The organism is Hyphomonas atlantica corrig. (genome assembly GCF_017795365.1).
Classification (GTDB): Bacteria; Pseudomonadota; Alphaproteobacteria; order Caulobacterales; family Hyphomonadaceae; genus Hyphomonas; species Hyphomonas atlantica.
This window is the reverse complement of sequence record NZ_CP051254.1, coordinates 118,988-134,578: the sequence shown is the minus strand read 5'-3', so window position 1 is coordinate 134,578 and position 15,591 is coordinate 118,988. Positions and strand designations below refer to the sequence as shown.

The 15,591-nt window shown below is 59.1% G+C and carries 12 protein-coding genes; 10 read left to right on the top strand and 2 right to left on the bottom strand.

Going from position 1 to position 15,591, the window contains the following annotated elements:
- Positions 1–154 precede the first annotated feature (154 nt).
- From HF931_RS00655 to HF931_RS00645, 3 genes are read left to right on the top strand one after another with little or no spacing between them, the layout of a single operon-like run.
- Entirely contained in the window at positions 155–886 is a 732-nt protein-coding gene (locus HF931_RS00655) for a SapC family protein (RefSeq protein ID WP_273241452.1), read from the top strand.
- Between the two features lie 54 nt (positions 887–940).
- Positions 941–1,942, top strand: coding sequence for a cupin-like domain-containing protein (locus tag HF931_RS00650; RefSeq protein ID WP_420537723.1), 1,002 nt, complete (start codon positions 941–943; stop codon positions 1,940–1,942).
- A gap of 25 nt (positions 1,943–1,967) precedes the next feature.
- Complete coding sequence (locus HF931_RS00645; protein WP_273241449.1) at positions 1,968–3,467, top strand: tryptophan halogenase family protein; 1,500 nt, start codon at positions 1,968–1,970, stop codon at positions 3,465–3,467.
- Here the strand turns inward: HF931_RS00645 and HF931_RS00640 are convergent.
- Complete coding sequence (locus HF931_RS00640) at positions 3,464–4,783, bottom strand: flavin monoamine oxidase family protein (protein ID WP_273241447.1); 1,320 nt, start codon at positions 4,781–4,783, stop codon at positions 3,464–3,466. The two genes, HF931_RS00645 and HF931_RS00640, sit on opposite strands and share 4 nt — an antisense overlap.
- Positions 4,784–4,958: 175 nt before the next feature.
- On the opposite strand from HF931_RS00640, the gene HF931_RS00635 reads away from it, so the two are divergent.
- Positions 4,959–6,674 carry a sensor histidine kinase gene (locus HF931_RS00635; protein ID WP_273241445.1) on the top strand — a complete coding sequence of 572 codons (1,716 nt, stop codon included), beginning with the start codon at positions 4,959–4,961 and terminating at the stop codon, positions 6,672–6,674.
- Between the two features lie 98 nt (positions 6,675–6,772).
- On the opposite strand, the gene HF931_RS00630 is transcribed toward HF931_RS00635, so the two are convergent.
- A complete protein-coding gene (locus HF931_RS00630) occupies positions 6,773–7,798 on the bottom strand; it encodes a glycosyltransferase (protein WP_273241443.1) in 1,026 nt (341 codons plus the stop codon).
- An 88-nt stretch (positions 7,799–7,886) separates the two neighbouring features.
- On the opposite strand from HF931_RS00630, the gene HF931_RS00625 reads away from it, so the two are divergent.
- The 6 genes from HF931_RS00625 to rodA all read left to right on the top strand — a co-directional run bounded on the left by HF931_RS00625 (position 7,887) and on the right by rodA (position 15,561).
- Positions 7,887–9,662 carry a hypothetical protein gene (locus tag HF931_RS00625; protein WP_273241441.1) on the top strand — a complete coding sequence of 592 codons (1,776 nt, stop codon included), beginning with the start codon at positions 7,887–7,889 and terminating at the stop codon, positions 9,660–9,662.
- Between the two features lie 255 nt (positions 9,663–9,917).
- Positions 9,918–10,958 carry a rod shape-determining protein gene (locus HF931_RS00620; protein ID WP_035550806.1) on the top strand — a complete coding sequence of 347 codons (1,041 nt, stop codon included), beginning with the start codon at positions 9,918–9,920 and terminating at the stop codon, positions 10,956–10,958.
- A gap of 41 nt (positions 10,959–10,999) precedes the next feature.
- Positions 11,000–11,869 carry a rod shape-determining protein MreC gene (mreC, locus tag HF931_RS00615; RefSeq protein ID WP_051602618.1) on the top strand — a complete coding sequence of 290 codons (870 nt, stop codon included), beginning with the start codon at positions 11,000–11,002 and terminating at the stop codon, positions 11,867–11,869.
- A gap of 1 nt (position 11,870) precedes the next feature.
- Positions 11,871–12,419 (top strand): hypothetical protein, encoded by a 549-nt coding sequence (locus tag HF931_RS00610; protein ID WP_035550808.1) that lies wholly within the window; start codon positions 11,871–11,873, stop codon positions 12,417–12,419.
- A complete protein-coding gene (gene mrdA, locus HF931_RS00605) occupies positions 12,416–14,356 on the top strand; it encodes a penicillin-binding protein 2 (RefSeq protein ID WP_035550811.1) in 1,941 nt (646 codons plus the stop codon). Before HF931_RS00610 ends, mrdA begins: the two co-directional genes overlap by 4 nt.
- Positions 14,353–15,561 (top strand): rod shape-determining protein RodA, encoded by a 1,209-nt coding sequence (rodA, locus tag HF931_RS00600; protein ID WP_164473913.1) that lies wholly within the window; start codon positions 14,353–14,355, stop codon positions 15,559–15,561. The genes mrdA and rodA overlap by 4 nt, the downstream gene beginning before the upstream one ends.
- The last annotated feature ends 30 nt before the right edge of the window (positions 15,562–15,591 follow it).

Sequence of the window (15,591 nt, the reverse complement as noted above, 5' to 3'; positions counted from 1 at the left end):
GAACAAGACGTGAAACCTTCAGGAAAGGCCGCTGCTTGCAGCGGCCTTTTTTGCCCCCGCTTGTCCGGGGCAGGGGATTGTTTCATCATGCAGGAAAAGTGCGGGCCCGAAGCAAGCGAGGGCGCTTACCGCACGCAGCATTCAAGGGCGGGTCATGGCCAATACGGCACTTCTCAACAATATCGATCATGCGGATCTGAAAATCGTCACGCGCCGCGGCGCCGAGTTTGGCGACAGTGTGAATCAGGTGGCGGTGTACCCCACCGAGTTTTCGGAGCTTCAGCGCGACTACCCCATCTTTTTCCGCAAGGATGAAGCCGGCAACTATTTTTGTGTCGTCCTCATGGGGCTCGACAAGGGCGAAAATCTGTTTCTGGCGGGCGACTGCTGGAATGCGAACTATATTCCGGCACTGCTGCAGCGCGGCCCGTTTCTGATTGGCTTTCAAGACCAGAATGTCGATGGTGAGGTCCGCCGCGAGCCGGTAATCCATGTCGATCTGGATAATCCGCGCGTCAGCAAGATGGAGGGTGAGCCGCTTTTTCTTTCACAGGGCGGCAATGCGCCTTATCTGCAGCATGTCAGCCAGGTCCTGCGCGTCATCGCCATTGGTGATGAAATGACGAAGCCGATGTTCGAGGCGTTTGATCAGGCGAGCCTCATCGAGCCGGTTTCGCTGGATCTGAAGCTCGACGACCATACCGAATACAAGGTGCCGGATCTGTTCACGCTGAGCGAAGAGCGTCTCGCTGCGCTGGAGGGCGAGATGCTGGAGCGGCTGCACAAGGGTGGCTTTCTGCGCGCGGCATATCTGGTGCTGGCATCGCTGAGCAATGTGAACCGTTTAATCAACATGAAGAACGCCAAACGATCTGCCACCGGCTGATCGATCAGGAGGAGCCGCGTGTCCGCACTGGACATTCCCCGCAAGACAAAAGTAATGGAAGGCGTCGCGCCAGACGCCATTCCGTATGCGCAATTGATGCGGGATCAGGAACCGGTCATCCTCAAGGACGTGGCGCGCGACTGGCCCCTGGTGCAGCACGGGTTGAAGTCGCCAGACGCCGCAATGGACTATATTGCGCGCTTCTATCAGGGGCGCCCGATTGTCGAGTATCGCTGCGCACCGGGGGAAGGCGGGCGATATTTCTATACTGACGCGGTTGATGGTTTCAATTTCGAGCGGGGGCGTGTGCCGCTGGACGAATTCTTCACACACATTCGCGAGGCGATGGCCAAACGTACGGGCGCGTCTGCCTATGTCGGCTCAACCGATCTCGGTATTTTCTTTCCGGGCCTCCGAGATGAGAATGATCTTGTCCTGAATGACGCAATGTTTGATACGCACGCGCCGCTGGTCAGTATATGGATGGGCAATCACACGATCGCCTCGGCGCACTATGACATGTCGCACAATCTTGCCTGCTGCATGGTTGGCAAACGGACATTCACTCTGTTTCCCCCGGAGCAGGTCGCGAATTTGTATCCGGGCCCACTGGAGCCGACGCCCGGTGGGCAGGTCGTCAGCATGGTCGACTTCCGCGAGCCGGATCTTGATCGTTACCCCCGGTTTCGTCAGGCCATGGCGGCCGCGCAAGTCGCAGAGTTGGAGCCGGGAGATGTCCTCTTTTATCCGGCCCTCTGGTGGCACAATGTTGAGGGTTTTGGCGACTTCACGGCCATGATCAATTATTGGTGGAACACGTCGCCGAATTTCATGGACACGCCGCAGAATACGCTTTTGCATGCCATGCTGAGCCTGCGGGATCGTCCCGACTCTGAGAAGCAGGCCTGGAAGGCGCTGTTTGATTACTATATTTTCGGGCCGTCTGATCGCCCCGCTGAACATTTGCCGGAAGCCGCGCAGGGCAATCTGGCCCCGATGGACGAAGTAAGGGCCCGTCGCCTGCGCGCGATGCTTCTGAACAAACTCAACCGTTAGCGCCATAGAGAGGCCGGAGGTTCATGTGAGTACGCAACAGGTAAAACGAGTCGTTATCGCTGGGGGAGGTACGGCTGGCTGGATTGCCGCCGCTGCATTGTCCCGCATGCTGGGGCCTTTGCTCGACATTACATTGGTGGAATCAGACGCCATCGGCACGGTGGGTGTGGGAGAGGCGACCATCCCCACCCACCGAACCTTCCATCACCTGCTGGGAATAGATGAGCGAGAGTTCATGCGCGCCACCAAGGCGACCTTCAAGCTGGGCATTGCGTTTGAGAATTGGGGCGGCGTCGGGGATCGCTACATCCACTCCTTCGGCCAGGTCGGCAAGCCGAGCTGGATGGGCGAGTTCTACAATATCTGGATGTATGCGCAGGAGCGCGGCATTGGCGATGCGCTCGACGCTTATTGCTTTGAATTGCAGGCTGCCGAAGAGGATCGTTTCTATACGTCTGAAAAGGCCAACATCAATTTCGCCTATCATCTGGATGCGAGCCTGTATGCGAAATTCCTGCGGACATTCAGCGAAGCCAAGGGTGTAAAGCGCGTTGAGGGTTTGATCGACACGGTCGAGCAGGATGGTGAAAGCGGGTTCATCACTGCGCTGAAGCTTCAGTCAGGTGAGCGGATAGAGGGTGACCTCTTCATCGATTGCACCGGCTTTCGTGGCCTGCTGATCGAACAGACCTTGAAGACCGGCTATGAAGACTGGACGCATTGGCTGCCGACGGACAGTGCGCTGGCGGTCCAGACGCGCTCGGTCGGTCCGGCCATTCCCTATACGCGCGCCATCGCGCACCATGCGGGCTGGCAGTGGCGCATTCCGCTTCAGCATCGTGTCGGAAACGGGCTCGTCTTCTGCAGCGAGAACATGCAGCCGGACGAGGCTCAGGAATTCCTTCTGAACAATGTCGACGGGGAGCCGCTCACTGAGCCGCGCCTGATCCGGTACAAGACCGGCCGCCGCCGCAAGGTGTGGAACAAGAATTGTATTGCCCTTGGCCTGTCGAGTGGATTTGTGGAGCCGCTTGAATCGACCAGCATCCATCTGATCCAGATTGGCGCGACGCGACTGGTGCAGCAATTCCCGTTTTCCGGGATCAGCGAAGCCATCGCCAATCATTATAATGAGCAGGCAGAGCGTGAACTGGAAAAGATCCGGGATTTCATTGTCCTGCACTATAAGTTGACCGAGCGTGACGATTCAGACTTCTGGCGCGCGCGCCGCGATATGCTTGTACCGGATACACTGTCCCAGCGCATTGCCCTGTTCCGGGAGAATGGACTCGTCTATCAGGCGTCGGATGATTTGTTCCGTGTGGATTCCTGGCTGCAGGTCATGATGGGCCAGCGCCTGAAGCCGAAGGGGTATCACCATATGGGGCATATGATGACCGACGATCAACTGACCCGCGCGCTGGACGGATTACAGGCCAGCATCGCGCAGGCGGTCTCCAAACTGCCCAAGCATCAGGACTTTATCGACACCTATTGCGCGGCGCCGGAAACCGAGACCGCCTAGGCAGTCTCCTTGTCAGCCGTTTGGGGCAGGGCTTCGGATTCTTGCGGAGCCCTGGACAATTCTGTCAGCATGTCCCGCACCATGCCCTGGGACTGCTCGACAATGCTGCAGACCAGCTCGTGGGAAAAGCTGGACCCGCTGAACCAGGTACGCTTGTTGCCCTGAACCCGCCGTAGTGCGCCGAATAGGCCGTCGCGCACGGCCTCGGCCTTGTATTGCGGGAAATATTGCCAGACTTTCTGCTGGATAACGCTTTCGATCGTGAAACCATGTTTCTGCGCGTCCGCCTCCAGGATCTCGCGCAGTTCTGCCGGGGTCAGCCCGGTTGAGAACTGCCCGGTCACATAGAGCCGCCCGCCAAGTTCTTCGCTCTCGCCTTCCCGTCGCCCTCCGAGGATGGCACCCTTGCGGCTGGAATCCATGCTCGCCTCGGAATACCCGATGATCATGTACCCATCGAACCAGTCCGGCGATGTGAGCAGCGTTGTCGTATAGTTCTGCCACTCAATGCCTTCGCAGATAAACATCTCGTCGCGCGTTGCGGCGCAGAACTTCACGAAATTCTGCATCGGCACAGTAGAGACCACGGCATCGAATGATTCGCTTTGGCCGCCTGCAGTCACGATGGGTTTTGGCCCGGATCGGTCGAGATGGGTGACCGGGCTGCCGAGACGCACATCCTTGTCCTCGGCAAACCGGGTCCAGAACTCGGTCCAGCCCTGATCCGGCATGTGCATGTCATTCAGGACGCCGGACAGCAGATAGTTGAGATCGCACCATTGTACGGTCTGCCCGATCGTCGCCTCATCCGTGAAGCCATAGCCTTGGGTTGTCTGGATGCGATGCGAGGCAAGGTCGATCTTCGGCAGGCCAAGCCGCTTGACCCATTCGGCCGTCGTCATTGAGGCTTCGGCGCGCACATCCGGGTCATCCGGGCGATTTCGGATGTCACGGCGCAGGCGACCGGCGGCCCGAATGAATTTCAACGCCTGGAAGGCGAGGGGCGGCCCGTCCCCCTGTTTGACGTAGTCGACCACCTTGACGCCATCATATCGCGCTTCGCCGAGCCGGGTCAGCGTGATGCCAACCTGCCTCATCCATTTCTTCACAAGCTTGTGGGAGCGCGTGGTGTAGCAGGTGCCCATCTCGTTCATGGCATCGCCGCGCACAACGGAGAAGGACTTGCCGCCAAGCCGATCCTCAGCCTCAAAGATTACCGCTTCGTGTCCGGCCTGTTGAATGAAATGGGCTGTGCTCAATCCGCCCGGACCGGCACCAATGACAGCAATCCTCAAAGGCGATTTTGGGCGGGACACAGGCGCGGCACTCTCTTCTACTGGAACGCACGCTACAGAATCCAAGACCGACTATGCAACCATTCTGTGTAACCTATTGTGGTTAATCCTCCCGTTAACGACAAGTTTCCACAGTCTTGCAATACCGCACCGACTCGCGAGCGGAATGTTCACTTCGCCCATGTATAGCGGTGTCATGGCGAAGCAGAAAAAATCATTTCTGTCCTATGTGACTGGCAACACGCTGCCTCGGGGCACGGCGGTTGACCGGCTGATTCTATTGCAGCAGCACCTTGATTTCTCTCGCCATGTGCTCGTCATGGCCTTGATTATGCTCGTGAATACAGTCGGCGCCAGTTTTCTGGTGCGCCGCTGGGTTCCTGATACCAATATCGATATCTGGGTTGCGCTGAATTTGGGCCTGGCGCTTTTGCTGGTCGTGGACTTCTTGTTGAAGCGCGGGCGCTCAGCGCCGAAACAGGTAAGCGGAAAATACCTGCGTCGTTCCGAATTCCTTGCCATCCTGTTCGGTATGGCCTGGGGCTCTCTGCCCTTCTTTGTCGGCCCTGATGAAAATGCCGCCATGATCATGGGCGGCCTCATGATCACGCCTATGGCTGCCGGCATGGCAAGCATGTTGACGCGGGTCCCGCGGATTGTGCTGCGCTACGCCCTCGCTGCCTTCGCCTCCAGCGCTGCCTACAGCACCTATGCCCAGTCGGTTACCGGCGTCACCATCTGCCTGATGATGATCGTATTCATGATCGCGCTCTATCTCGGGGCCCGATCCAGTTACATGGTCTATCAGTCGGATATTGACGCCACGCTCAAGGCTGAGGAATCCCGAGACCTGCTCATCGGAGCACTCGAGGCCAGCCATCAGGCGTTTGCCATCTTCGACGAAGGTGGTGATGTCATTGTCGAGAACCAGCTTCACAAGAAGGTCTTCAGTTCCAGCGAAGATTCCCTGGAGCCGGTTGAAAAGCCGATCCGACGCGAAGGCATGTACTGGCAGAAATCCGTTCAACACATTCCGAATGTCGGCACCGTTGTCGTGTACGCAGATGTGACACGCATCGAAGAGGCCCGTTCGGAAATCGAACATGCCCGAAATGAAGCGGAAGCGGCGAACGAAGCCAAGACGCGTTTCCTGGGCTCCATGAGCGCTGAGCTGAAAGTGCCTCTGGATGTCATCTCTGCTTGCGCGGGTGTGATCGGGTCTTCGTCTAACATTCCGTGTAGCAAAGAAGAGGTCAGCTCCTACGCTGACAAGATCGGCGAGCAGGCTGTGATCCTGTCATCCACTCTCGACGGGATCATCAACTACACCCGGATGGAGCGTGAGGACTATCTCGCCCATGCATCTGAAGTGTCCGTGACGCAATCCATTCAGAATGTCGTCCGCAAGCTGTCTGATGTTGACAATTCCCGATTTGCAGATCGACTGAAAGTCAGTGTTCCAAACAATTTGTCAGCCGACATGGATGAGAACAGCTTTGAGATCATCCTGCGCAATGTGATCAAAAACGCGCTGGAGTCCGGCTCATCTACGCCGATTGTCGTGAAGGCTGGCATGGTCTCCGGTGTGGGCCTTGTTGTCATGGTACGTGACCGGGGCAGGGGGATGACCCAGGACGTTCTGGAAAAGGCGTTCGAACCGTTCTTCCATTCCCGTCCGGCTCACCAGAAGTTTGACCATACGGCAGGTGTCGGTCTCGGCCTCAGTGTTGCGCGCCGCCTGGCGGATGCGCAGGGTCTGCGGATCAAGCTGCGGTCTGAACCTGGTCGCGGCACGACAGCCTTCATCACTATTCCGGAAACGCTGGTTCGCCGCGCTCCGAAAGACGAAGCCGAGACATCGCCTGATGCAGCAGAGGTCAGTGCCGCCGAGCTGCGCCAGAATATGGGCTAATTCGTAAGCTGTGTGTTTCAGGTGAGCACGGGAGATTGCAGCGCTCAGCGTCTCAGGTCTGCGTGGACGTTCTGTTCACTTTCTGAAACATGAAAGACTCAAGCGCCGGTCTTGCGAGACAGGTCCTGGAGATAGGTTGCCGGGTCATCCTCTGTTCGCTGCATGCGTCCCCCAATGCCGCCTTCGCCTCTGGCGGGGGCAATGGAAAGATAATGGATCCGCTTTTGCTCAATGCGTGACCGGGCCAGTGAGTCCAGAATAACCCCTGCTGTGAATGACATCATCGCGCCGAGCGTGAGCGTCATGGCCAGCATCCAGGTCGGCATGCGGCTGACAAGGCCCGTCTCAAAATATTCGACGAGAATTGGCAGGCTGAGCAGTGTCGCCGTACCGAACAAGACTGCCGAAACGGCACTGAAGAAAGCGAAGGGCTTGGTTTCCTTCATCAGCATGCCCATCATGCGGAGAATGCGGAATCCGTCACGAAAGGTTGAGAGCTTGCTTTCGGATCCCTCGACGCGCCGGCCATAATCGAACTCAATCTCCGAGACCGGCAGCCGCAGGCTGGACGCATGGACCGACATTTCTGTCTCGATCTCGAATCCTGGGGAAGAGGCGGGGAAGCTTTTCGCAAAGCGACGCGTGAACGCGCGATAGCCGGAGAAAATGTCCGTGAACTCGCTGCCGAACAGGGCGCGATAGATCTTGTTGAAAAGACGATTGCCGAAAGCATGACCGTTCCGGCCTGCGTCTTCGGTTACATTCCGTCGCGTGCCGACGACCATGTCGGCACGATCGGCCAGAAGTGTGTCGATCATGCGCGGCGCAGCGGACGGATCGTATGTGCCATCGCCATCGGCCATGATGTAAACATCCGCTTCAATATCTGCGAACATCTGACGAACCACATTGCCTTTGCCCTGACGACGGGAGGGAACGACGGTGGCTCCGGCAAATGCGGCTTGCGAGGATGTGTCGTCGCTGGAATTGTTGTCATAGACATAAATCCGCGCAGACGGCAGCGCCTTGCGAAAGCCGATCACGACGGACGCGATAGATTTGCCTTCATTGTAACAGGGCAGGAGCACAGCGATGTTCAGCCGGGGCAGATCAGTATCGGTCATCAGTCTTTCGCGCCTCCCTCTTTAGCGTTTCCTATACTCCCAGAGGTTAAGTTTGCCTTTCGGGAGCGCGCAGCCGCGGAGGGAGCACATGACGTTTCGGTTCGACGCCAGACTTGTTCTGTTGTTCCTATTGGTGCCTGCCTGCCTGATACTGAGCAGTGTTGTTCAGGCGAAATTCGGCGACATCGGACCGGATGGCGACGACATAATGCGACTCGTTCAGATACAGGATCTGTTGAATGGACAGGCCTGGTTTGACCTCCAGCAATACCGAATGGGACCGGAGGGCGGCACCGCCATGCACTGGTCGCGGCTTGTGGATCTGCCGATTCTGTTGCTGTTCCACCTGTTCAACATATTCCTGCCATCAGAGACCGCGCTCGTTTGGGCCTATACGGTCTGGCCGCCCTTGAGCGTACTGCTCTTGCTGGCCGGGCTCTACACAGGCGCGCGGCATCTGGGCGGCAAAGGGGGTGCGCTGGCGTGCCTCTTGTTGAGCGCCTTCATCTTCTCCACGCATTACCGGTTCATGCCGGGGGCTATTGATCATCATAATCTTCAACTTGGCCTGCTCGCCCTTGCACTAGGCTGTGCTGTTGACCCCTCGAGGCGTCCGGCACGTCTGGCGCTGGCTGGCCTTTCGGTTGCCGCGTCCGTGGCGATTGGAGGCGAAGTCTATGTTTTTGTTGGCATAATCTGCGGATTTGTGGCGCTGGATTGGGCGATCTCGGGCGAGGCCGCACGGCGCGGTGCGATGGGGTTTGGCGCTGGATTGGCGGCGGGGCTGGAGCTCGCTTTCTTTGCGACGGTGGCACCTTCGAATTATGCCGTCGTGGCTTGTGACGTGCTTTCATCCGTCAGCCTGCTTGCCGGACTGGCAGGGGGGCTCGGCCTTGTTCTGGCCGCGCTTCTGGCGTCTGCGCGGGGATTGGGCGTACGCATGGCGGCGCTGCTATGTATTGGCGCGGCAAGCGCTGCAGTCCTGCTGCTGGTGGGGCCGCAATGCCTGTCGAACCCGCTGTCTGATCTGTCGCCTGAGGTGAAGACGCTCTGGCTGGACCGCATTGATGAGGCGCGGCCCCTGTTCGCAGAGCGCCCCGGCAGGGTTGCGAAAATCGGCTTCATGCTGGGCATCGCATTGCTGGCGCTGGGCCTCAGCCTGTACGGCGCGTACCGGGGGAAGCGCCTGCGGGCGAATCTCCTCTTCGCCGCGCTCTTGGTTTCGGCATTGTTGATGTCGGTCTATCAGGTTCGGTTTGCGGGCTTTGGGCATGTGTTTGCCATCATTCCGCTCAGTCTATGGGTTGCAGACACTTACCGTGATGGAAAGGCACGCAATCCTTCCAGCGTCGCCTATATTGGCGCGCTGGCGCTTAGCCTGCCCTTCTTGTGGGCTGTTCCGGGCCTGATCCTGTCGCCAAAGTCGGCCACGGCCAATGATAGCAACAAATCAGCCTGTCTTGATGACAGCCTGTTTGAGCGATTGAACGCGCTGGAAACGGGACGAATACTGGCGCCGACAGACTTTGCGCCCCGTATTCTGAACCGGACCGACCACAGTGTGCTGCAGGGCAATTATCACCGCAATCATGACGGCATCGCACTTGCGCTGGACATCCTGATGTCGCCGCCCGGTGAAACCGAGGCCCTGCTGTCAGAAGGCGGGATCGATTACATTGTGCTTTGCGAGGCAGATGGCGAAAACAAACTGCTTGCCGACCGCGCGCCAGGCGGACTCGCGGCGCGGCTGACCTCCGAACACATGCCTGACTATCTCGTTCCCGCTGATGAAAAAGCGTCACCGAGACTTTATCGCGTGCGCGCTGAGCCGGAATCGCTTTCAGAAGATGACGAGCTTTCTTAAGCGGCGTCCATACATTGTTAATAATTGATGTACGGTCCGTTCCGTTTGTCCGTAGGCATGACAGCGAATGTCATCCAAAATTCCAGTAAATACAGCACAAAGCAGGCGCGTGAACGCTGCGTACCGCTCATCTGTTCGGTGTCTCTTGCATTAAAGGCGCGTTAACGGCACATGTTGTATGGGGCTGTGTATAGAATTTGCACATGCGCGCCGGATTCTCATGTCCGGCCGCTCAAGAAAGAGCTCGGGTACGACATGATTGGTAGCCTCCTCGGCATGCTGTCCACGGACATGGCCATTGACCTCGGGACAGCGAACACGCTGGTCTATGTGAAGGGGCAGGGCGTCAAGCTCGATGAGCCCTCGGTCGTTGCTTACATGACTCAGGGCGGCCGCAAGATTGTCTATGCGGTCGGAGAGCAAGCCAAGAACATGCTCGGCAAGACGCCGGTGAACATGGAAGCCATCCGCCCCATGCGCGATGGCGTGATCGCCGATTTCGAAGTCGCCGAGGAAATGATCAAGCACTTCATCCGGAAGGTTCACAACCGCCGGGCGTTCGTGTCTCCCCTCATCATCATCTGCGTGCCAAGCTCCGCTACCAGCGTTGAGCGCCGCGCCATTCACCAGTCGGCCCTCGCCGCCGGTGCCCGCGAAGTGCAGTTGATCGAAGAACCCATGGCCGCTGCAATCGGCGCTGGCCTGCCGATTGATGATCCGGCGGGCTCAATGGTCGTGGATATTGGGGGCGGTACGTCCGAAGTGGCGGTGCTGTCGCTGGGCGGCATTGTGTATTCGCGTTCAGTCCGCGTCGGCGGCGACAAGATGGACCAGGCCATCGTCAACTATCTGCGCCGCGAGCAGAAGATCCTGATCGGTGAAATGTCCGCTGAACGCATCAAGAAGGAAATCGGCACGGCCATGCCGCCGGAGAACGGCACCGGCATGGCGCTGACCGTGCGCGGGCGCGGAACACTGGATGGTGTGCCGAAAGAGACCGAAATCACCGAAGCCATGATCGCCGAAGCGCTGCGCGAGCCCGTGACGGACATCATTGATGCTGTTAAGATCGCGCTCGAAGCCATGCCGCCTGAACTGGCCGCCGACATTGTGGATCGCGGCATTGTTCTGACGGGCGGTGGCGCCTTGCTGCGCAATCTCGACACGGTCATTCGCGAGCAGGCTCAGCTGCCGGTAATGATCGCCGACGATCCGTTGAAATGTGTTGTGAATGGCTGCGGGCATGTGCTCGAGAATTTCACGAAGATGCGTACGGTGCTTTCACCGGAAGTCTGACATCATGAGCAGACAGGGGTAACACGCAAAGGGACAGGCCAATGGCGCGCCTCGGCCGATCAGCAACGAAGAGTCAGAAACGCTCTCCCAAGCGTCTGATCCTCGGCGTGTTCATTTTTGCTGCCGCTGCCCTTGTCCTTGCGCAATCTGCCCCGCAAATCCGTTCCATGTTCAATCCTGTCCGCACAACGGTTGGCGACCAGTTTGGCGGCAATGAGGGGATGAATGTCTGGGCCTGGGTCACCGGTCAGGCCAAGCGCGAGCGCCGCATCAAGGAACTCGAAGCCGAGGTGCGAAACCTGTCGCGCTACAAGGCTGCCGCCATTTCAATGGCTGAGCGGCTTGAGGCCTATGAAGAGATCCTGAATTTGATGGGCGAGCCGCCCGCGCGCGGCGTAACGGCCCGCGTCACCGCAGAAAATGACGGGCCCTTCGCGCAGACAATTCTGGCCAATGCCGGCCGGGCACAAGGCGTTGAGCCGGGTGCGGTCGCGCTGAATGAAGGCGGCCTTGTCGGCAGGGTGATCCAGCTTGGCGAATATTCTTCCCGTATCCTGTTGATCACGGACTTCAACAGCCGTGTGCCTGTGATGGGCGAAGTCAGCGGTGTGCGCGCCATTCTCTATGGTGGCCGGGATGGCCTTGGCAGCCTGACGGATTTGCCGGAAAGAGACGCCTTCGTCGAAGGCGAACGTATTCTGACTTCAGCCGAGGGCGGAGCATTCCCACGCGGTCTGGTGGTGGGAGAAGTGCGCAAATCCGGGGATGACTGGCGTGTGAAATTCTCGATGGCAGAGCGCGATGGAGGATACGTCCAGATGATCCCGCCGCCGGAGATCGTGAAACCGATGGCGCTTCCGGTGGAGGAAGTCGAGCCAGCGGCCAGCCCGACACAGGGAGCGCGCCAATAGAATGTCACGCTCCAGCAGCCGTCCCAATCGAAGCCTGTGGTCGCAGACTGGCCCAACGCCCCGCCTCCTGTTCGGGGCGTTTGCGATTGCTGCCATTGGTCTGCTTGGGCTGACACCACGCGAATTCTTCGGGTTTTCAATCGCATGGCCATATGCTGCGCTCTGGGGTGCCGTAGGCTGGGGCAGGGTGGGCCTGTCGGTGCGCCCGATGATCTTACTGATCATTTTCGGATTGGTGCAGGATGTGACCTTCCACGCGCCGATTGGCTGCTTCGTGATCCTGAACCTGCTCGCCTATGGCGCCAGCGCGGCGATTGCGGACATGTTCGACGTCATGAACGAGCCGCTGATCGCCATTCTTTCGCCGATCTTGCTGTTCTCGGGCGCCTTCCTGTTGCTTTGGCTCATGGCGTCGACCTTGGAAGATCATGCCGTCCGGGTGCTGCCTTTGGTGGCGTCGCTGATGACGACGGGGCTGGTGTATGCGGTGCTGAACAAAGTGTTTGATCTGGGGCGCCTGCCCGGTGAGAGTGTGGGGCAAGCCTCATGAGCAAGAAACCCGCCGATCTCGATCACGCATTCACACGTCGCGCCGCCATTGCGGGTGCAGCGGGCGGGCTTGTCTGGGCCGGTTTGATCGGGCGTCTGTTCCAATTGCAGATCCTGGATCAGGAACGCTATCAGGCGCAGGCCGAGGCAAACCACATCAAGCTGCAACTCGCCCCGCCGCAACGGGGGCGAATCCTTGACCGCTTCGGCCGCCCGTTGGCGTCGCATCGCCGGGCGGGCCGGATCTCCATTATTCCGGAACAGGCCGACAATCCCGAGGAAACGCTGGCACGCATCGCGTCCCTGATCGAGGTGCCGGACCAGCGCCTGGAGCGGATCGCGAATGAAGTTCGCATGAGCCGTCGTCGCAATGCGGGCTTCGTGCCGGTCACGGTCGCGCATGAGCTGACCTATGAAGACTTTGCACGGATGAACGTGCATGCAGCGGAGATGCCGGGCGTCAACGTCGAGATGGCGCTGACCCGCTCCTATCCTCGCGGGCGGGACTTCGCCCATGTGCTGGGATATGTCGCGCGCGCAAGCCAGGATGATCTTGTGCGCCTGACTGACGACATGAGCGACAAGGAAGCTGAAACGCTGAAAACCATGTTCCGGCATCCCGACATGCGCACGGGTCGTCAGGGTATGGAGCGTTTCGCCGAGGAATGGCTGCGCGGCAAGCCCGGCTATCGCAAGCTCGTCACCAATGCGCATGGCCGCGTGATTGAGGAAATCCCCGATGAGCGGCTGGCACCGACGCCGGGGCGGGATCTGTTCGTGACCATCGATTCCGATCTCCAGCGTGTGGCGATTGAGCGTTTCGAAGGCGAAAGCGGTGCAGCCGTGGTGCTCGATGTGGAAAGCGGCGACGTGCTGGCCATGGTGTCCACACCGGCCTTCGACCCGAACGATTTTGTAAACGGTATTTCGTCTGCGGATTATGCAGAGCTGCGCGACAATAATCGCTCGCCGCTTTATCCGCGTGCGCATGGCGGGGTGTATCCGCCGGGCTCCACCTTCAAGATGGTGGTTGCGACAGCCGCACTGGAGGCGGGCGTGATCAAGCCGACCGACCGGGTGCATTGCAACAGCTACTACCATTTCGGTAACCGCACCTGGCATTGCTGGAAGCGGGGCGGGCACGGTTCGGTCAATCTGCATACGGCCATCAAGGGGTCGTGCGATGTCTACTTCTATGAAATTGCCCGCCGCACCGGCGTTGACAAGATCGCTGAGGTCGCCCGCAAATTCGGCTTCGGCGAAGACTGGGTTCTGGGCATGACCGGCGGACGAGGCGGTCTTGTGCCGGACCGGGAATGGAAACAGCGCGTCCGCAAGGAAAACTGGTACGAAGGCGAAACGCTCAATTTCGGAATTGGCCAGGGGCAACTCGGCACGACCCCTCTGCAGCTTGCCTTGATGACGGCGCGCATCGCATCAGAGGGCAAGCCCTTCACACCGCGCATGATCGGCATCGGTCCGAACTCGGCGGACGACCACTCGCTGGATGCGCCGCTGGATGCAGAAATCATGAAGCTGATGAAAGCGGGGATGTATGGCGTGACGTCGGAGGGTGGCGGCACGGCCTATCGCTCTGGCGATCTGGGCCTCGGAGGGCCGCGCCTCGCCGGCAAGACGGGGACAGCACAGGTACGACGCATCACCCGCGAAGAGCGCCTCAGCGGCGTACGCTCGGGCAGTGAGATTGCGCGCGAGCTGCGCGATCATGCCCTGTTCGTGGCTTATGCGCCTGCCGATAATCCAAAATACGCCATCTCTGTCGTGGTCGAGCACGGGGAGGGCGGTTCGCGCACAGCGGCTCCGGTGGCGCGCGATATCCTGCATTTCGCGCTCAAGACCGATAGTCGTCGCAAGCCGACCTATTCTCAAAGTGCTTCCCTGCCGGCCTCGATGAAGGATGAGGGAGAGCCGACATGAACCGCGAAGGTTTTACCGGTTTCTCGCGGGGCGAAGCGCGGACACGAACGGCGACATCGCTGAGCTTTGAAAATCAGGGTGTGCTCGAAAAGCTTATGCGCCTACCTTGGGGGTTCATCCTCCTCATCGCGGCGATGGCGCTGACCGGCATCGCGATGCTCTATTCCTCGGCGCACACGAACCCGATCGAGGCGCATCTCTGGAAACTTCAGTTGGTGCGCCTGGTCATCTGTTTCGTGATGATGATCGGCCTTGCCATGCTGCCGCTGTCCTGGTGGATGCGGCTGGCGTTTCCGGCCTATGCTGGCACGCTGGTATTGCTTGTGCTGGTCGAACTCATGGGTGTGACAGGCGGCGGTGCGCAGCGCTGGTTGCAGGTCGGGCCTGTGGCCGTTCAGCCTTCGGAGTTTGCAAAGCTGGCCGTAACGCTGGCGCTCGCGCGATACTACCAGATGATACTGCAGCCCCAGACAGGGCGCATTCTCGTACACCTCGGCGCATTGGCGATCATCCTGTTGCCTGCGGCCCTGATCTTTAAACAGCCGGACTTCGGAACCACGCTTGCTCTGGTTGCTTCCGGCGGGGTCGTGATCTTCCTCGCTGGCCTGTCGGTGCGCATCATTACGGCCGTGATTGTCGGCGGTGTGGCGTCCGTCTGGCCGGTGTACCAGTTCGTGCTGGCACCTTACCAGCGTGAACGGGTGGATACCTTCCTCGCCCAATTGTTTGGCGAGTCAACCAACGCGCTCGGCGAAAGCTACCAGATCGAGCAGGGCAAGATTGCCATCGGCGCAGGAGGCTTCAATGGCCGCGGTTTCCTGCAAGGAATCCAGTCGCAACAGGATTATGTGCCTGAACAGCATACCGACTTCATTCTCACCGTGATTGCGGAGGAGTTCGGCTTCCTCGGATCGACGGCCCTGCTGGTCGGATTTGCTGTCTTGCTGGGATGGTCGCTCTACAGTGCAGCGCGGTCTGTCAGCTGGTTCGGGCGGCTGGCGTCGGCAGGGGCGGTGGCCACGGTCGCATTCTATATCGTGTTCAATGTGGGCATGGTATTGGGGCTCTTGCCCGTCGTGGGAATGCCCTTGCCATTGATCTCTTATGGCGGCACAGCCATGCTGACGACAATGGCGTGTTTCGGCCTGATCATCGCGGCGCACATGCACCGGGATGAAAAGCTGACGGCGCGCGGAATATTTTAGCTCTAAAACATAACAATCGTTGATTTTTGT